Origin of the sequence: Pseudomonas sp. MWU12-2020 (genome assembly GCF_023100605.1) — a bacterium.
Classification (GTDB): Bacteria; Pseudomonadota; Gammaproteobacteria; order Pseudomonadales; family Pseudomonadaceae; genus Aquipseudomonas; species Aquipseudomonas fluorescens_H.
Map to the genome: position 1 here is coordinate 83,067 of NZ_JALMEX010000015.1, position 18,094 is coordinate 101,160.

General features: G+C 60.5%; 17 protein-coding genes and 1 tRNA gene. 9 read left to right on the forward strand and 9 right to left on the reverse strand.

All coding sequences use genetic code 11. The features are described 5' to 3' along the window. The first annotated feature begins 5 nt into the window (after positions 1-5). From M0814_RS25980 to M0814_RS25990, 3 genes are all read left to right on the forward strand, one after another. On the forward strand, positions 6-1,583 hold the full coding sequence (locus M0814_RS25980) for an aldehyde dehydrogenase (NADP(+)) (RefSeq protein WP_103485017.1): 1,578 nt from the start codon (positions 6-8) through the stop codon (positions 1,581-1,583). Positions 1,584-1,585: 2 nt separating this feature from the next. Next, the gene (locus tag M0814_RS25985) at positions 1,586-2,851 is read left to right on the forward strand and encodes an FAD-dependent oxidoreductase (RefSeq protein ID WP_103485016.1); all 1,266 of its coding nucleotides are present in this window, start codon (positions 1,586-1,588) and stop codon (positions 2,849-2,851) included. 71 nt (positions 2,852-2,922) lie between these two features. Then, entirely contained in the window at positions 2,923-3,885 is a 963-nt protein-coding gene (locus tag M0814_RS25990; RefSeq protein WP_103485015.1) for a Dyp-type peroxidase, read from the forward strand. A gap of 27 nt (positions 3,886-3,912) precedes the next feature. Here M0814_RS25990 and M0814_RS25995 read toward each other — a convergent pair whose 3' ends face one another. Further along, on the reverse strand, positions 3,913-5,901 hold the full coding sequence (locus M0814_RS25995) for a U32 family peptidase (protein WP_003224378.1): 1,989 nt from the start codon (positions 5,899-5,901) through the stop codon (positions 3,913-3,915). Positions 5,902-6,119: 218 nt separating this feature from the next. Further along, entirely contained in the window at positions 6,120-6,500 is a 381-nt protein-coding gene (locus tag M0814_RS26000) for a RidA family protein (protein WP_003224376.1), read from the reverse strand. Between the two features lie 202 nt (positions 6,501-6,702). Here M0814_RS26000 and M0814_RS26005 point away from each other — a divergent pair, with 202 nt between their 5' ends. Continuing rightward, entirely contained in the window at positions 6,703-9,129 is a 2,427-nt protein-coding gene (locus tag M0814_RS26005; protein ID WP_103485014.1) for an AAA family ATPase, read from the forward strand. Next, positions 9,126-9,893: a hypothetical protein gene (locus M0814_RS26010; RefSeq protein ID WP_103485013.1), complete on the forward strand. Its 768-nt coding sequence runs from the start codon at positions 9,126-9,128 to the stop codon at positions 9,891-9,893. The genes M0814_RS26005 and M0814_RS26010 overlap by 4 nt, the downstream gene beginning before the upstream one ends. Positions 9,894-10,027: 134 nt before the next feature. Here the strand turns inward: M0814_RS26010 and M0814_RS26015 are convergent. The 3 genes from M0814_RS26015 to mug form a co-directional block, all read right to left on the reverse strand. Continuing rightward, positions 10,028-10,102: transfer RNA gene (locus M0814_RS26015), tRNA-Gln, on the reverse strand. A gap of 137 nt (positions 10,103-10,239) precedes the next feature. Further along, positions 10,240-10,623, reverse strand: coding sequence for a DUF1801 domain-containing protein (locus tag M0814_RS26020; protein WP_103485921.1), 384 nt, complete (start codon positions 10,621-10,623; stop codon positions 10,240-10,242). Between the two features lie 31 nt (positions 10,624-10,654). After that, positions 10,655-11,215 (reverse strand): G/U mismatch-specific DNA glycosylase, encoded by a 561-nt coding sequence (mug, locus tag M0814_RS26025; protein ID WP_103485920.1) that lies wholly within the window; start codon positions 11,213-11,215, stop codon positions 10,655-10,657. Positions 11,216-11,302: 87 nt separating this feature from the next. On the opposite strand from mug, the gene M0814_RS26030 reads away from it, so the two are divergent. Next, entirely contained in the window at positions 11,303-12,247 is a 945-nt protein-coding gene (locus tag M0814_RS26030) for a LysR family transcriptional regulator (RefSeq protein WP_103485919.1), read from the forward strand. Between the two features lie 44 nt (positions 12,248-12,291). On the opposite strand, the gene M0814_RS26035 is transcribed toward M0814_RS26030, so the two are convergent. From M0814_RS26035 to M0814_RS26050, 4 genes are all read right to left on the reverse strand, one after another. After that, positions 12,292-12,543: a DUF2790 domain-containing protein gene (locus tag M0814_RS26035; RefSeq protein ID WP_103485918.1), complete on the reverse strand. Its 252-nt coding sequence runs from the start codon at positions 12,541-12,543 to the stop codon at positions 12,292-12,294. A gap of 369 nt (positions 12,544-12,912) precedes the next feature. Further along, positions 12,913-14,181 carry a DUF1479 domain-containing protein gene (locus M0814_RS26040; RefSeq protein ID WP_103485917.1) on the reverse strand — a complete coding sequence of 423 codons (1,269 nt, stop codon included), beginning with the start codon at positions 14,179-14,181 and terminating at the stop codon, positions 12,913-12,915. 117 nt (positions 14,182-14,298) lie between these two features. After that, positions 14,299-15,171 carry an AraC family transcriptional regulator gene (locus tag M0814_RS26045; RefSeq protein WP_103485916.1) on the reverse strand — a complete coding sequence of 291 codons (873 nt, stop codon included), beginning with the start codon at positions 15,169-15,171 and terminating at the stop codon, positions 14,299-14,301. A 55-nt stretch (positions 15,172-15,226) separates the two neighbouring features. Further along, complete coding sequence (locus tag M0814_RS26050) at positions 15,227-15,679, reverse strand: Lrp/AsnC family transcriptional regulator (RefSeq protein WP_045122414.1); 453 nt, start codon at positions 15,677-15,679, stop codon at positions 15,227-15,229. Between the two features lie 179 nt (positions 15,680-15,858). Between M0814_RS26050 and M0814_RS26055 the strand changes: the two genes are divergently transcribed. Genes M0814_RS26055 through M0814_RS26065 form a run of 3 tightly spaced genes read left to right on the forward strand, consistent with a single transcriptional unit; the run spans position 15,859 to position 17,844 of the window. After that, complete coding sequence (locus M0814_RS26055) at positions 15,859-16,476, forward strand: LysE family translocator (protein ID WP_098968506.1); 618 nt, start codon at positions 15,859-15,861, stop codon at positions 16,474-16,476. A gap of 25 nt (positions 16,477-16,501) precedes the next feature. Further along, on the forward strand, positions 16,502-17,344 hold the full coding sequence (panB, locus tag M0814_RS26060) for a 3-methyl-2-oxobutanoate hydroxymethyltransferase (protein WP_003224363.1): 843 nt from the start codon (positions 16,502-16,504) through the stop codon (positions 17,342-17,344). A gap of 26 nt (positions 17,345-17,370) precedes the next feature. Then, entirely contained in the window at positions 17,371-17,844 is a 474-nt protein-coding gene (locus M0814_RS26065) for a MaoC family dehydratase (protein ID WP_098968367.1), read from the forward strand. The last annotated feature ends 250 nt before the right edge of the window (positions 17,845-18,094 follow it).

Consider the following 18,094-nt stretch of genomic DNA (forward strand, 5'->3'; position numbering starts at 1 on the left):
GCGCCATGACTCTGACAGGCCACATGCTGATCGGCGGCCAAGCCATTGCCGGCAGCCGTGAAGCGATCCGCGCGATCAATCCCGCCACTGACGCGGTGCTGGAACCGGCCTATGCCGGGGGCAGCAGCGAGCATGTCGAACAGGCCTGCACACTGGCGTGGCAAGCGTTTGATCGTTATCGCGAGACCTCCCTCAACGCTCGCGCCGAATTTCTCGAAACCATCGCCAATGAGATCGAAGCCCTTGGCGATGCGCTGATCGACCGTGCCGTGGCCGAAACCGGCCTGCCACGCGCCCGTATCCAGGGCGAACGCGGACGCACCTGCGGGCAACTGCGCACCTTTGCCCGCACAGTGCGTGCTGGCGAGTGGCTGGACGTTCGCGTCGATCAATCACAACCCCAGCGCCAGCCGCTGCCACGTTCTGATTTGCGCCAGCGGCAGATCGCGCTGGGGCCAGTGGCCGTGTTCGGCGCCAGCAACTTTCCGCTGGCGTTCTCGGTGGCCGGCGGCGACACCGCTTCGGCACTCGCCGCCGGTTGCCCGGTGATCGTCAAGGCGCACAGCGCGCATCCCGGCACCAGTGAACTGGTGGGCCAGGCGCTGACGCGTGCAGTGAAAAAATCGGGTTTGCCCGACGGCGTGTTCTCGCTGCTATTCGGTTCGGGCAATGAGGTCGGCATCGCCCTGGTTCGCGATCCGCGCATCAAGGCGGTGGGCTTCACCGGCTCGCGCAGTGGCGGTCTCGCCCTGAGCCAAGCGGCGCTGGCACGGCCAGAGCCGATTCCGGTGTACGCGGAAATGAGTTCGATCAATCCGGTGCTGCTGTTTCCCGCAGCGCTTGCCGCACGCGGTGAGGCGTTGGCGCAGGGTTTTGTCGCCTCGCTGACTCAGGGCGCCGGGCAGTTCTGCACCAATCCCGGGCTGGTCATCGCTCGCCAGGGGATGGCACTGGACGCTTTCATCGCAGCGGCCGCCGAGCTGATCCAGCGCAGCCCCGCGCAGACCATGCTCACGCCGGGGATCTTCCGCGCCTATGAAACTGGCGTCGGCGCGCTGGCCGAGCTTCCGCAAGCGCAACGCGTGGCAAGCGGCCTCGCGGCTGAAGGGCCGAACCAATGTCAGGCGCAATTGTTCGTCACTCCGGCGCAGGACTTCCTCGCCGACGCACGCCTGCAAGGTGAAATCTTTGGTGCAGCATCACTGATCGTCCAGTGCGCCAACGACGATGAAATCCGTCAGGTCTGCGAACACCTCGAAGGCCAACTGACCGCCACCCTGCACCTGGATGACGCCGATCTGGATCGCGCCCGGGCCTTGTTGCCGACACTGGAGCGCAAGGCTGGACGCCTGCTGGTCAACGGTTGGCCGACCGGGGTCGAGGTGTGTGATGCGATGGTGCATGGCGGGCCGTTTCCGGCCACCTCGGACTCGCGCAGCACCTCGGTCGGTACGGCGGCGATTCTGCGTTTCCTGCGTCCGGTGTGTTATCAGGACTTCCCCGACAGCCTGTTGCCGCCGCCGCTGAAACAAGCGAATCCGCTGCAATTGCGGCGCTTGCTCGACGGTCAGAGGGAAGCTTGACCATGCCCGACAACCTCAAAGCAGACAACACCGATATCGCGGTGATCGGCGCCGGCATCATCGGCGTCGCCTGTGCCCTGCAGCTGGCGCGTCAGGGTCAGCGGGTGGTGGTCATCGACAAGCAGCCGCCCGGTCATGGCGCCTCGTTTGGCAACGCCGGACACTTGGCCACCGAGCAGGTGTTTCCGATTGCCGATGCGTCGATCCTCAAGCGTCTGCCAGCGATGCTGATGGACCCGATGGGGCCGCTGCGCCTGGACTGGAAGTACATGCCGCGCGCCGTGCCGTGGTTCAGCCGATTGTTGCTGAACCTGCGTCCGGCGCCGTTTCAGCGCACCGTGGCCGGCCTGCGCGCGCTCAACGAAAGCAGCCTCGATGCCTGGAAGCGCCTGTTGCAGAGCATCGCCCGCCCCGACCTGCTCAAGGAGGACGGCTCGCTGCTGGTGTTCGAGCGCGCCGAGTCGCGGCAAGCGATCGACGCCTTGCAGGCGCGCATGCGTCAGCAACAGGTGCCGGTGGATTTCTGGTCGGCCAGCGCCGTGCGAGAAAGCGCGCCGCAGCTCAGCGAACAGATTCAGGGCGGGTTGTTCTACCCGCGCACCGGGCACTTTCTCGACCCTTACCGGGTGGTGTGTGAACTGGTGAGCGCGGCGAAAACAGCCGGCGTGCAGTTCCTGGAGCAGGAGGTTCAGGGCGGCCAGTTACAGGAGCATGGCGTGTCGTTGCTCACCGATCAGGGGCGTTTTACTGCACGGCAGGTGCTGATTGCCTGTGGCGCGCACTCAGCGAAACTCACCACTGCACTGACCGGTAAACGCGTGCCGCTGGACACCGAGCGCGGCTATCACCTGATGCTGCCCCACGAGCACGAGCGACTGCCGTTCGCCGTTACCTCGCTGGAGCGCAAGTTCATCATGACGCCGATGGCCGGCGGCTTGCGCCTGGCCGGCACCGTCGAATTCGCCGGTCTGGAGCGCCCGCCGTTTATGGAACGCGCCTGGCAGTTGCATCGTTTGAGCAAGGGTTTGTTTCGCCGTGATTTGAACGCTGAAGATGCGACGCCGTGGATGGGCTTTCGCCCGTCGCTGCCGGACTCGCTGCCGATCATCGACAAGGTCTGCGCCGGCAAGGTACTGCTCGCGTTCGGTCATCAGCATCTGGGGCTGACTCAAGCGGCGGTGACTGCCGAGATGGTCGCGCATCTGGTATCAACCTCAGCGAACTCCGGCTTGCCGGCACTGGATGCCTATCGACTCGGTCGCTTCTGAGATATCGATGAAACGTTTTTGGTTTCATACTGAGCGCCGACCTTGCCCGCCCAGCGCATATGGAACCGACTATGACCTCATCAATGGATACTCCCGAGCCACAAGCGATCTGCAACCCGATCACCAGCAGCGCGATCTTCATCGTCGCCACGCTGCTGCCCGGGAGCGACGCCGCCAGTCAGGTACGCGGCTGGTGCGGCGACATCGCCGCCCTTACCCGCTCGGTCGGCAAACGTGTGCCCAGCGGTAACCTGTCGTGTGTCTGCGGTTTTAGCGCCAGCGCCTGGGACGCCCTGTTCGGCAGCCCACGCCCAGCCTCGCTGCATCCGTTCCGTGAGTTCGGCGTCGAGGGCCGTCGTGCCGTCGCAACGCCCGGCGACATCCTGCTGCACATCCGTGCCGACCAGATGGATCTGTGTTTCGAACTGGCAACGCAGCTGTGCAGCGCACTCAATGGCGCGATCACGGTGGTGGATGAGGTGCAGGGTTTCCGCTACTTCGACATGCGCAGCATCATCGGTTTTGTCGATGGCACCGAGAACCCGGTGGGCCGCAAGGCAGACCATTTCACCCTGATCGGCAACGAAGACCCGGCGTTCGAATCCGGCAGTTATGTGCTGGTGCAGAAGTACCTGCACAAGATGGACGCTTGGAATGCGTTGAGCGTGGAGGCTCAGGAGAAGGTGATCGGCCGGACCAAACTGGCCGACATCGAACTCGGTGAAGAACTGAAGCCGAGCAATTCCCACAGCGCCCTGACCACCATCACCAAGGACGGCCAGGAGCAGAAAATCCTGCGCGACAACATGCCGTTCGGTCGTCCGGGGGCTGGCGAGTTCGGCACCTATTTCATCGGTTACGCGCGTTCGCCGGAACCGATCGAGCAGATGCTGGAGAACATGTTTGTCGGCAAACCCGTCGGCAACTACGACCGTTTGCTGGACTTCAGCACCGCAGTCACCGGGGGATTGTTCTTTGTGCCGTCAGCCGACCTGCTCGAAGAACTCGCGGAGCGCGAGCCCGCGCAGGCGTGACACCGTAGCGCCACGCCCGCCCGTCACTCAGTGTGGCGCGCGCGGGATGGTTTTCAGCAGGTCTTCCGGGCTGATGTGGCCGACCACACTGCCCGGTTGCGGCATGTTGAGGATGTGGCCTTTCATCTTGCCGATGATGTGCATCTCACACGGCTTGCAGTCGAACTTCAGGGTCAGCACTTCGTCGCCGTGAATCAGCTGCATCGGCGCGACCTTGGTGCGCACACCGGTCACGCCTTTGGCCTGTTTCGGGCACAGGTTGAACGAGAAACGCAGGCAGTGCTTGGTGATCATCACCGGCACTTCACCAGCCTCTTCGTGCGCCTCGTAGGCCGCATCGATCAGCTTCACGCCGTGACGGTGATAGAAGTCGCGCGCCTTCTGGTTGTAGACGTTGGCCAGGAACGACAGGTGCGACTCCGGGTACACCGGCGGCGGCGTGGTTTCGGCCTTGCGGCTGCCACGCGGGTGTGCGGCGACGCGAGCAGCGGTCAGGGCTTCGATCACTTCACGGCGCAAGGCCTTGAGCTGCGAGTTCGGGATGAAGAACGCCTGCGGTGCATCAAGTTTGATGTCGGTGGCGTGGTACTGGGTGGTACCGAGCTGGCCGAGCAGATCCTGCAATTGCTCCAGCGCCTGCTCCGGCTTGTTGGCCACACCGAACGGGCCGTTCAGGGTCACGCTGGCGCTGATCCCCTCTTCACTGGTCGCAGTCACTTCCAGCTGTTCTTCACGCAGGCGAGCAACCCAGCTCAGGGCCACGCGGCGCTCGGCAGACGTCTTCTGCAGCGCCTGTTGCCAGTTGTGGTCGAGGTTGCGGTTCAGCGGATGGTTCGGGCGCAGCTTGTACAGGCCTTCGGGCATTTCGTTGGGCTCGACGCGGTAGCGATAGCGCTTCTCGCCGTCTTCTTCGAACTCGCCCTTCGGCTCGGCGATGTTGGCGCGGAAACCCACGACTTCACGCTTGACCAGCACGTTGAGGCCATCGCCGTTGGACAGCGGTTCCTGAGTCACCACCTGCATGTCACGCTTGCCGACTTTCTCGACGGTGCCCACCGGCAGACCGGTGAAGGTCGGCGAGTCGAACGCGCCGATGTCGATCTTGCGATCGGTGACAAAGTAGTCGGTGCTGCCACGGTGGAAAGTCTTTTCCGGGTCCGGCAGGAAGAAGTGCGCGGTGCGGCCGCTGGAAGCGCGGGCCAGGTCCGGACGGTCTTCGAGCACGTCGTCGAGGCGCTGGCGGTAATAGGCGGTGATGTTCTTCACATAGCCCATGTCCTTGTAGCGCCCTTCGATCTTGAACGAGCGCACACCGGCCTCGACCAGCGCGCGGATGTTGGCGCTCTGGTTGTTGTCCTTCATCGACAGCAGGTGTTTTTCGTAGGCGATCACCCCACCCTTTTCGTCTTTCAGGGTGTACGGCAAACGGCAGGCCTGGGAGCAATCGCCACGGTTGGCGCTGCGCCCGGTCTGCGCGTGGGAAATGTTGCACTGCCCGGAGAACGCCACGCACAGCGCACCGTGAATGAAGAATTCGATGGCCGCATCGGTTTCGTCGGCGATGGCGCGGATTTCTTTGAGGTTCAGCTCGCGGGCCAGTACCAGTTGCGAGAAGCCGGCCTGATCGAGGAACTTCGCCCGCTCGAGGGTGCGGATGTCGGTCTGGGTACTGGCATGCAGCTCGATCGGCGGGATGTCCAGTTCCATCACGCCCAGATCCTGGACGATCAGCGCGTCGACACCGGCATCGTACAACTGGTGGATCAGCTTGCGCGCCGGCTCCAGTTCATTGTCGTGCAGGATGGTGTTGATGGTGGTGAAAATGCGCGCGTGATAACGGCGGGCAAATTCCACCAGCTCGGCGATTTCGCTCACCTCGTTGCAGGCGTTGTGGCGCGCGCCGAAGCTCGGGCCACCGATGTACACGGCATCGGCGCCGTGCAGGATCGCCTCGCGGGCAATCGCCACGTCACGGGCGGGGCTGAGCAGTTCCAGATGATGCTTGGGCAAGGACATAGTTTTTTTAGTCAGGCTGTCACGGTTAAGGCGCGCATTGTAGCCGCGAAACGCCCGGGCGGCACGCCTGTGCTGCCAAGTGGCAGATGACCTCGCTCCAATCCGACACGAGAGTCTCCTGTAGGAGTGAGCCTGCTCGCGATGATGGTGGCACAGTCAACGTTGATGGTGGCTGATTTACCGCTATCGCGAGCAGGCTCACTCCTACAGGGGGGCGGTCAGGCCTTGGCCGCCATCGCGGTGACTTCCACGCGCATGCCTTCCACTGCCAGCGACGCCACGCCCACAGCCGCGCGTACGGGCCATGGCTTGGCGAAGAAGCGCTTGTAGACTTCGTTGAATGCCGCACGGTCAGCCATGTCGGTGAGGTAGATGGTCAGGTGCATGACCCGATCCATCGAACTGCCCGCCCGCTCCAGCGCCACTTTCAGCGCCTGCAGGGTGCATTCGCTTTGCAGGGTGATGTCGCCCAGCTCCAGGCTGCCGTCGGCGCGGGTCGGGATCTGGGTCGAAACCAGAATGCCGTTGAAACCGACAACGTCGGAGGAAATCGAATCTGCATCCGGATCAGGGGTGAAGCTGAGGTCTTGATTAGCCATGAAAGTCTCTTGTCTGGAGAGATTGAGGGTCGCCGACGAACAGACTGCCGGGACTTTTCGCGGGGGAGTTTACACCAACCGGATTTACCCGCCCGAACGTCGCAAAGACGCGTCCCAACCGCTCAGGTAACATTGCAATGATGACCATGCGCCACTATTGCTGCGCTCGAATGTTGATTTGGCAGGACTCAAGGAGAAACACATGCTGTCGGAGGGTGCGCTTCGCGTAGAGCGGATTTGTCGCGAGCTCGAAAAGTATTCGAGGAACAGAGGTGTTTCAGTAGAAGAGCTGGAGGATATTACTTTCGTCATGTTGGGCGCATGGATCCTGCAAAGCGAATCCAGGACGCACCTCTACGGGTATCCCAATCGAGCATCAAATCTGGACGATTTGATCTTAAGTATTCTAGATGTCGGCAACCCGAACACGCTGGAACAGGAGTTTGAGCACCTCAGGCGCCTGCTTGCCCAGGCTGTGAATTGCGACTGGGTCGGTGTTACTCGGGGGGCGGGTGTGTTGGCTCTAGCGATCCGCCACATTGCTGGAATGCTCATGTATGAATTGACCGATCTGGACCAAAACGTCCGACTACATGTAATGGATGCATTCTTTTACAAGCTATTCGCCCGGCTCATTCCTACATCGCAAAGGCATAACGAGCTTGTTGCCAGATACGTGACGCCATTAGCTCATTTTTTTGAAGGAATTGCTGAGCTACAACCCGGGACAGGTGAAGTATTCACGCAAACGCAGATGCCGGAACGTGCGGATGTCAACTTCAATCACCAAAGTGATCTGCCACCCGAGCTGCACCATCGCCTGCGGTTTCTACGTAATCTGCGACTCGCTGCGCATGACATTCCGTTTGAGGGCCATCCATCTAATGGAAGAGCGTTTAACCTGTGGCTCTTTGACAAAAGTCTTAAGATCAACAGAGCGGCCTATGGAAACCATCCCATATGGTTTGAGCGCGAGAACAAACTGGAGGGTTTGGCGAATGCTCGTCGCAAAAGCCGACCACCAATGTTTGTCGTGGTTACAGGAAAAGATCGTCACACCTACAAAAAAGATGAGCACCTGCGTCACGAGCTCATCGCTCATCACGAACTGCGCGCGGTTATCGACTTCACCAGTTTCACTGCAAAGGCCACTTCCACTTCTACTTACAGTCTCTGGTACTTCGCGCCGCCCTTTCCTGACTATCCCGATCGAATCGTTCAGATTGACGTAACGCAACTGCGCCTTAACCCCAGGACGGACGAAATCTTGACCTGCGCATCGCTGGTGGGTGCATTGCTGAAAACCTGGACGGAGGGGCGCCCGGTCTCTCAAACGATACTGCAGGAGTCGGGCGCTCCTAGACGGATCATCGACTTCATCGAACAAGCACTGGGCAAGAGTGATACCGAGATCCCCGGTTTTCTCCGCTTCGTCAGTCAGGATCAAATGCAGGAAAAAGGTTATTCGCTACGTGCCGAGGATTACGTCAAAAGGTACAAGGATGATGCGTGGCGTGCGGAAGTGGATATCGATCCAATTCTGATGAAGCTTCGTCCAGACACCGATAGTCAATCGGTATATCTGATAGGCGACAACGGCGCGGGCAAAAGCCTTGCGTTGCGCGATATTGCGACAGCACTCGCCTTAAAGGGGCGTGACACCTTCGGTGTGTCATTCGGCACGACAGACAGGTTCGACAGATCAGCGAATGCCGAACCACTGAAAACCCACTTCACCTACGCGGGCGCCCGCAATGTTCGCGGCGGGCCGAACATGAATCGCTTCCTTGGCGAATTGGGAGACATGGTCAAGGATATTTTTGATAACCCCGTGCGCCTGGGCTGTTTTGAAACGGCACTGGATCAGTTGGGCTTTCAGCCAAAACAATATCTGGTGCCCGTCACCATGAAGTCCACTTCAGACCATCTGGAACGGGTATTGGCCGACATTCACCCGCTCTCCGACCTCGGCACAACAGAAAGAGAGCAGGAACAGCTGGAGCAGCGTCGAGCACTGGCAAAAGGCGCATACAAAATCGCTGTCATGCGGCATGAATCCCCAGAAATTGTGGTTTTCGATACCTTGAGTTCGGGAGAACAACAGATTTTGACAATGGTGATCAAAATCGTCGCCAACGTACAACGCGGCACCACGGTGCTTCTGGATGAACCCGAGATCAGCTTGCATGTGGCCTGGCAACGTAAGCTCCCACATGTACTGCGAGAATTTTCCAAGGTTCTTAACTGCTCATTTGTGGTTGCCACACATTCGCCCATCGTCATCGCTTCGGCCAGCAATGTGCACGACCATTGTTTCGTGATGACAAAACGTCAACTGGAGGAGTTGAGCCCTCATGCACGCAAATCTGTAGAGGCAAGCCTGTTCGAAGGGTTTCGGACTTATACGCCCTACACTCATCATATTCAGGAACGTTGCGCAGAGATCATCTCAAGAATCATTGGTGAGTCTGATGAACAGGGACAGGTCTGGGGGGATGACAGCCGCTTCCTGGGCGAACTCGAGTCACTTAAAGAGAAGCTGAGCGAGTCCATGGTGCACGGGGTTGCATCGGATCGAACACTTGTCGACAAAGCTATCGCTGCCGTGCGGGAGATTTTGACGCCATGACCCCTTCAAACCGTGGCGACGCAATCCGTATACGTTTGCGCAAAGAACTTGCCGATTATCTGGCGCGCCCCCATCGAACCAAAAAACTTCATACGCAAACGCGCGATTTGTTGCACACACTGTTTCGCAAAACAAGAAGAGGCCTGGCTGATGGCTGGGCGCTCCTTGACGCACTGGACCCCAAGGAAGACATTGCAACAGGATCTCAAATCAAGGCAGCGTTGCGCGATCAGTTGGTCAAACTGCAAGCAAACCGTTGCTGCTACTGCCGGCGTTGGTTGGTCAACACAGCGTATGCCCGCCCCATTGAGCATGTATTGCCAAAAGCCTTATACGCCCAGTTTTCGCTTCACTTCTGGAATCTCGCGGTGGCGTGCACGGACTGCAACGCCAAAAAGACCGACAAAATCTGGGGCACCATTAATCCGGCACGGATGACGTATCCGCTTCCAGGCAGTATTGATGATTGGTTTCATCCTCGATTCCACGACTACGATCAACACATACGCTACGTACGCTTGGAGTCCAACGAAACGACCGTCATCGTTTATCAGGGCAAGACTGTGCAAGGCGTGGCGCTTTGCGAAACCCTGCTACGACATATCGCCGCCAAGGAGATGCTGATCGCCAACAACCCGGCGCTAAGCTCTTTCGCTGCAACCATCAATGAGTGCGGTGATCGATTCGAATCGGCAAAAGCGCAGAAGCTGCGAGATTTTCAGGATGAGTTGGGAGCCTCCGTCACACGCATGATTGAAACGTGAGGCTGTCGGGAGAACCCTCCCGCTTCGCCCAGCTATAGCAAAACCTGAGCTGCTCCTGACGCCCCGATGAGAACAGCCACAAATCGCGCGCATAAAAAAAGCCAGCCCTTTCGGACTGGCGTTTTTTTTGAATATGGCAGGGGCGGCTGGATTCGAACCAACGCATGGCAGGATCAAAACCTGCTGCCTTACCGCTTGGCGACGCCCCTGTATCTCAAGCTCTGTAACAAGCTCTGCGAGAATGGGCCGCAATTTACCAACCTTTTTTTGATCTGGGAAGCCCCGAGTGCAAAAAAATTTGTTTTAAAACAGCCAGTTATTTCTGAGCCGGGGCAAACGGCACGATTCACTTGGACAAATTCAGCTTGATCGCCGCGCGAATCAGCGCTTTCAAGGCCTGCTCATCGACCTTGTCACCCTCGTGAAAATCAATCGCACGCCGGGTGTTGCCCTCCAGGCTGGCATTGAACAACCGCGCCGGATCGGCAAGCGCCGCGCCCTTGGCGAAGGTCATCTTCACCGCCGCCTTGTAGGTCTCCCCAGTGCAAATGATGCCACCACGGGACCACACCGGAACACCGCGCCACTTCCACTCCTCCACCACCTCGGGATCGGCCTGGTGCATGACCTTGCGAATCTCGCCGAGGATGGCGCCGCGCCAATCGGCGAGTTCGGCGATTCGAGCGTCGATCAGCGCCGAGGCGTCGATGTTTGGGTTTTCGGGCTTCATGGCGGGCGTCCTCCTCGGCGATTTGACTGCATCAATCGTAGCTGGCCAACCGAAAAACGCTGGACGCATGATTTACCCGCTCGCGATCAGGGACTCCATGCAATTCCTGATAAGCCGCTACCAGCTGCTCAAGGGAGAACGCCCGATTGCGCCCACTGGGATTGGGCAACACCCACACGTGCGCGCCACCAAAGGTCTTTTCCTGCCGCCCCCACGCCACCACCTTCTGCCCCGACAACGCCGCATACGCAGCCTTGCCAAGAAACGCCACATAGCGCGGCGCATGGCTGCTGATTTTCTGCTCAAAGCCCAGGGCCGCAGCGGCGAACTCTTGCGCCGCCAACTGATCCGCCCGCGCCGTCGGCCGCTCGACCACCGCCGTCAACCCGCAGCCAAATTGCAGGATGCTTCGATCGTCCTCTGCCCGCACTTCATGCGGGGTGAACCCGGCCAGGTGCAAGGTGCGCCAGAAGCGATTACTGCGGCCGGCAAAATGATGCCCCTGCAATGCCGCGAGCAACCCCGGATTGATCCCGCAAAACACCACCGAAAGCCCCGGCGCCAGAATGTCTTCAAGCCCTTCACCCGCCATGCGCGCGCCCCTCGTTCGCAAACATTTGCACCACCACCCACGGCAAACCCTAGAATGGCCATCCCAGCCACAGAGCCAACCACAACGATGGACGTCATTCAGACCCTGCGCTGCTTCGTCGCCGTGGCCCAGAGCGGCAGCTTCACCGCTGCGGCCGACGTGCTCGACACCACCACGACCAACGTCTCCAAAGCCGTCTCCAGCCTCGAAGCCCGGTTGCACACGCGCTTGATCAACCGCACCACCCGCCGCCTCGCCCTGACCGAAGCCGGTGTGCGTTATTTGCAGCGCACCGAAAAAATCCTCGATGACCTGCGCGAAGCCGATGAAGAAGCCGGCACCGCCCAGACCCTGCCGGTCGGGCGTCTGAAGATCCACGCCATGGCCGCCATCGGCAACCACTACGTGATCAATGCGATCGCCCGCTACCGCGAGATTCACCCGACGGTGATGTTCGACCTGACCCTGAGCAATCGCCTGCCCGACCTGCTGGAAGAAAGCTACGACATGTCCATCGTGCTAGCCCGCGACCTGCCCGATTCCGGCTTCGTCGCGCAACGCCTGGGCACCACTTACAGCATCCTTTGCGCCTCGCCGTCGTACCTGGCCAAACGCGGCCACCCCGCCACACCCGCCGACCTCGCCGCGCACGACTGCCTGCGCATCGTCAACACGGTGATGCCCGCAGAAAACTGGGTGTTCGAAGGGCCACAAGGCATGGAAACCCAGAATATCCCCGACTCGCCGTTCCACATCAACACCGCCGACGGCATGGCCACGGCGATCAGAAATGGCATGGGCATCGGCATTCAACCGCTGGCATCAGCCGTCGAAGGATTGGTCGGAGGCACACTGGTGCGGGTACTGCCGCAGTACCGCCTGGAGGAATACAACCTGTTCGCGATCTACCCTTCGCGCAAATTCGTCGACGCCAAAATCAAGACCTGGGTGGAGTTCCTGAAAAATGCCATCCCGCAACTGCTGGCATCCGATGAAGACATGGCCGGCGCGAGACCACTCGCCAACGCTTAGTGCCGCAGACCTGGAGTGTCGACCCTCCAGCGCCGGCACCGACATCAACCGTTGGAACAACCGCTGCCCATCACCTGGTATTGCACGACATGCCGCGCACCGGTCGAGTCTTCATAAGTCATCTGCACCGGCACCGCGCCGCATTGATTGGCCGCTTCGGAGATCGACACCACGTGGGCGATGTCTGCTTGAGCGGCGGCGTTGTAGGCCTCGACTTGCGCGGTCTCGTCAGCCGCAAACGCCTGCGCGCCGATACCGCCAAGGACCAGAAGAAGAGCGATCTTTGCAAGTTTCATGATGTTCACCGTCTCGTGGGGAACCGTGTTTGTTCACGGAGTGGAGACGATGTTAGGGGTTGCAGCGCTCGGCAAAAATCGGTCGGCTGGACAAACACTGTGTCCAAAAGGGTAATGAATAGACTTGAGTACCGTGGATATCCGATTCGCGAGCAGGCTCGCTCCCACAGGTTTTGTGCCCGCCACCACATTCGCGAACACCGCAAGACCATTGTGGGAGCGGGCTTGCTCGCGAAGGCGCCAGCTCAGCCAACAAACTACCCGAGACCACCGCCAGCGATCAGACAACACAACACCCATGGCGAAAGGTTTAGCGATACGTCGCACCGTCCCGATGGGCCGCGAATCGGCCCCAAACCCCAAACTCACCTACTCCAGCCCAAGCCCCGCACGCCCCAGCGAATTCAGACGCTCCACCGGAAAACGCTCCACCCACGAGCGCTCATAATCCTCCCGCGGAAAATCATCCGGCGAAGCACCCCGCTCAAACGCCCTGAACACATCCCGCGCATAGCGCAGATTCTTCGCACACATCGGCGCCGCCGGCACGTACATCACGTTGCCCCAGCCCTGCTGATTCTCCACCGGCGCGACGCTATGGATCACATCGCAATGCCACCAAACCGAATCGCCGGCCTGCACATCCGGAATCGGACTTAGCCCCTCGATCAGCAGCGGATGCCATTGCCGCGATACCGGCAGCACCTTGCCCGGCGCCACCCCACACAACTCGTCTTCGGGCACGTCATCGAGCAGCGGCCGCAGCAGCAGGTACGCCATCGCCTTGGGGATCGGCACGGTGTGCAGCACGCCTTGATCGGCCTGCATGTCCGACAGCGCAGTCCAGCCCTGAAACGTGCGAAACGCCGAACACTTCACCGTGTCCTTGTAGGCGTATTCATCGACCTCGGTACGAAACGCCGCATCCCACGGGTCGTAGGCCGCGAAGTCGTTGCTGTAGATTTTGTCGAAGACCTTCAAATACGCCGGATGCAGCCAGCGCTCCAGCGCCCCGGAATCGGTGTGCGGGCCAAGGCCTTTCGAGTGCGTGCCCGGCGGACGCCGACGTACCCGATCCGGATACAGCGCGTTGATGTCCGGATTGAACCAGTCCTTACCGTGCGAATGAGTCTTCCACAACCGATTGAGAAACGCCTGCGCCGTGCCCATCCGCTCATGCTGACGCAACTGCATTTGCGACGCCGACCAATAGATCGGAAAAATCTCCGGCCGCGAAGCCTCCAGGTTGCCAAAAAACTGGTCGACCGGCCCACGGTAAACCGCATCGAACCGGTTCCTGTCGAGGTAATCCAGCAAGCCCTGGTCCCACTGCAGCACCTGCTCGCGGGGGAAGTGATTGCGGATCACCACGCAACCGCGACGCTTGATCAAAGCCAACTGCTCGGCAGTCACTGTGTCAGCGGCGATATCAGCGAACTCCAGCACCGGCCAGCCCGACCCGGTCTGCGCCTCCTGGGCTTTGACCGACGCAATCTCGCCGGCAATAAACTCACTGACCTCGGCGAACAGCCCCTGCACATCGCCGATCTGCGCGCGCAAGGTGCGTTTCATTTTTACGATACTGTCGCGGTAACTCTCCGGAAGCGTTGCGCTCTCGAATGCTTGATATTTGCTCATCGGGGGACCTGCAGACCTTGTTGTTGGTGCAGGTATGGGACCACTTCCGATGGTGTCGGCGGCAGCCTGAATTGCCGCGTCGAGTAATACGATTGTGGCGTTGTAGCGGCGCGCTGCTTACTGAAAGTGATGACCGTGCTGACGACGAAACTCCGAAGGCGTCAGCCCCTTCAACGCCTTGAACTGCCGATTGAACAGCGCCAGCGACGAATATCCCACTGCCTCGGCAATCAGCGAAACCGTCGAATGTCCCTGCATCAACAGCGCACAGGCATGTCCGACTCTTAGCCGTACGATGTAGTCCAGCGCCGTGCAGCGCGTATGCCGACGGAACATTCGATGAAACGCCGACACGCTGACGCACGCCATCTCAGCCAACGCCGGAATGCTGATGGCTTCGGCGTAGTGTCCATGCACGTAATCCAGAACCCGATGTATACGGGGATCCTCAACGATCTGACTGCCAATCTGAGAGTCCGGCGCCGACAGGATTTGCCTGGCATCAACGTCCCGTGTCAGTTTGCTCAACACGGTCAGCAGCGCGATCAAACGCTCGGGCAGCTCCTGCTCGACCATCGCCTCAATCAGCGGCCGAATCTCCCGCGACGCCGCCGCACTGAAACTCAATGCCTGCCGCGCCGCCACAAGCAATTGCCGCAGCGACCCCATCTCCGGAAACAACGTCACCAGCGACTCCGCCCACGCCGCCGAAAACCAGATCACCAACGCCACATGCGGTTGCCCGGCGTCGACCCGCTCCGCCGACGACCAGCTATGCGGCACATTCGGCCCGACCAGAATCAGATCGCCGTCATCGTAAGCCGCGACGTCATTGCCGATATAGCGATGGCCACGACTGTTCAAGGTCAGCGTCAGTTCGTACTCGGGGTGGTGGTGCCACTCAAACGGAATTGCCCCTGGCAGGCGCCGGTTCAGCAGCGTCCAGGAGGCAGTGGCTTCGGTGGGGATTTTTTCGAAACTGGGTTTCATGGTGGACGATTCTGCTCTGTGGCGTCGGAGGCACGCCCCGATCGTATCACTCTGTTTACAACGGCAACGGTCGATCCTGCACCACGCGCTTCATCACCAGCGTCGAGGTCAGCCGCTGCACATTCGGCAAAGTCGAAAGGCACTCGTCATACAGGCGCTGAAACGCTGGCAAATCCTGAGCGATGACGTGCAGCAAATAATCCGGTTCGCCGAACAACCGTTGCGCATCCACCACCTGCGGAATCTCCACCAGCGCCGCCTCGAACGCCTCCACCGCTTGCCGGTCGCCTTCGCGCAACGTGGCGAAGACCATCGCGGAAAAGTTCAGGCCCAGCGCGGCGGGGTCGAGTTTTGCCCGGTAGCCGAGCAGCACCCCGGACTCTTCCAGCGCCCGCACGCGGCGGTGGCAGGGTGAAAGGCTCAGGCCCACGCGATCGGCCAGTTCGGTGACCGACAGCCGACCATCCTTTTGCAGCTCAGCAAGAATCTTCCGATCAGTTCTGTCCACGCAATAAAACCTTCTAATCTGATGCGCCATGACGACCATCTTTGGAAAAATATTCTAGCCGAGTTTGCTTATTCTCCCTCAACCAAAAACTGCCGCACCGCTGCAACCGGCGCGGCACTTGATTGATGGAAAACCAACATGAGCAAAGCAACGCCACGTCAACGGCCATGGGTGACGCCATGACCTTCAGCGTATTCGCCGCTTTCTGGGCGGTATCGATTCTGTTTGTGATCACCCCCGGCGCCGACTGGGCCTACGCGATTTCCGCAGGCTTGAAGCACCGCGTCGTACTCCCCGCCGTGGGCGGTCTGCTGTCCGGGCACTTACTCGCGACGCTGATTGTGGCGGCCGGGGTAGGCACGCTGATCGCCGGACATCCGCTGGCCCTGACAGCACTGACCGTAGCCGGCGCCGGTTACCTGCTGTGGCTGGGCGCCAATCTGTTCGCCCGCCCTTCCACTCCGCACGCCGCAGCGAGCCAGACCAGCGACTCATGGGCGCGCTGGGCCTTGAAGGGTCTTTGCGTGAGCGGGCTCAACCCGAAAGTGTTCTTGCTGTTTCTCGCCCTGTTGCCGCAATTCACCGACGCCGGCGCGCCGTGGCCCGTGCCGCTGCAAATGGTCGCGCTCGGCCTGGTGCATACCGCCAGTTGCGCGGTGATCTATCTGCTGGTCGGGTTTGGCTCACAGGTGGTACTGCGCGCCCGGCCTGCAGCGGCACGCAGGGTCAGTCGAGTTTCAGGGCTGATCATGATTGCGATTGCGCTGGGGCTGCTGATCGAACAGCTGCACGCCTGATTCTTCCTCCTGACGAGATCTGCCAATGACCGAACACACCTCACCCTACGACACCACTGCCCTAACCAAGCCGGCAACACGCCTGCGCATCCCGCAGCTCAAACAGATGAAAGTCGAAGGGCGCAAATGGGCGATGCTGACCGCGTACGACATGTACAGCGCAGTAATTTTCGAGGACGCCGGCATTCCCGTCCTGCTGGTCGGCGACTCAGCGTCCAACAACGTGTTTGGCAACGACTCGACCTTGGCCGTGACCGTCGACGAACTGCTCCCGCTGGTGCGCGCCGTCACCCGATCAACCCGGCGGGCCTTGGTCATCGCCGACCTGCCCTTCGGCTCGTACCAGGTTTCACCCGAACAATGCCTGCAAACCGCCGTGCGTTTCATGAAGGAGGCTGGCGCCCATGCGGTGAAGATCGAGGGCGGTGTCGAATTGCTGCCACACATCGCCAAGCTCAGCGTCTCGGGCATCCCGGTCATGGCCCACATCGGTTTCACCCCGCAGATGGAACATCAATTGGGCGGCTATCGTGTACAAGGTCGGGGCGAAGACGGGCAGCGCCTGATCGACAGCGCCAAAGCGCTGGAAGCCGCCGGCGCGTTCGCCCTGCTGATCGAAATGGTGCCCGGCGACGTTGGCGCAGCGATCACTCAAGCGGTGGCGATCCCCACTGTGGGCATCGGCGCCGGCAATCAGTGCGACGCGCAAGTGCTGGTCTGGCAAGACATGGCCGGCCTGCGCCAGGGACGTCTGCCGCGCTTCGTCAAACAGTACGCCGACCTGCGCAGCGTCCTGCAAACGGCGGCCAGAGACTTCGCCGACGACGTACAGGCCGGCACCTTCCCCGGCCCCGAACACACCTTTTAACCAACCGCCAGCAGCAGGAGGCCCCCATGCAAACCCCGAGACAACGCGCCGCCGAAGGCCTCAAGGTGGGCGACCGCTTCAACGTCGTCCGCCGTTTCACACCCGACGACGTCCATCACTTCGCGCAACTGTCCCGCGACTACAACCCCGTCCACTGCGACGCGCACTATGCGCAACTGCGAGCATTCAAAGCGCCGATCACCCACGGCCTGCTCACGGCCAGCCTGATGACCGAAATCGGCGGCCAGATCGGCTGGCTCGCCACCGGCATGAACCTCCAGTTCAAGCGCCCCGTCTATCCCGGCGAAACCATCACCTGCCACTGGCTCATCACCAGCATCGACGAGCGAGGCCACGCAACAGCCGAAGTCAGCGTCTTCAACGAACAACACATCACCGTGCTCGAAGCTATCACCACCGGCGTCCTGCCCGGCGCGCCAGAACGCGAATACATGAAACACATGCTGGCCGAGGGCGACCCTACCAATGGCGCGCGATGACGCGTTTAAACAGAGTTGTTTATATGACACCCGGTGTTACGTCCCCAAGGCTACAACGCCTTGCGCCATTGCCTACGACTACGCCAGAATCCGCCGGCTTGTGCGCCCAGGGTGCGGGTTCTATCGTGGGTCGGTCGCTGAAAAGCAGCGATCGGGTTTGGTAGCCCGGCACTTCCAGGTCGCATAATTCCCCTTTTGCAGAGGTCGATTTTTCGTCCCTGTTTTATGGTGGTCATGCGTAGGGCGTCTT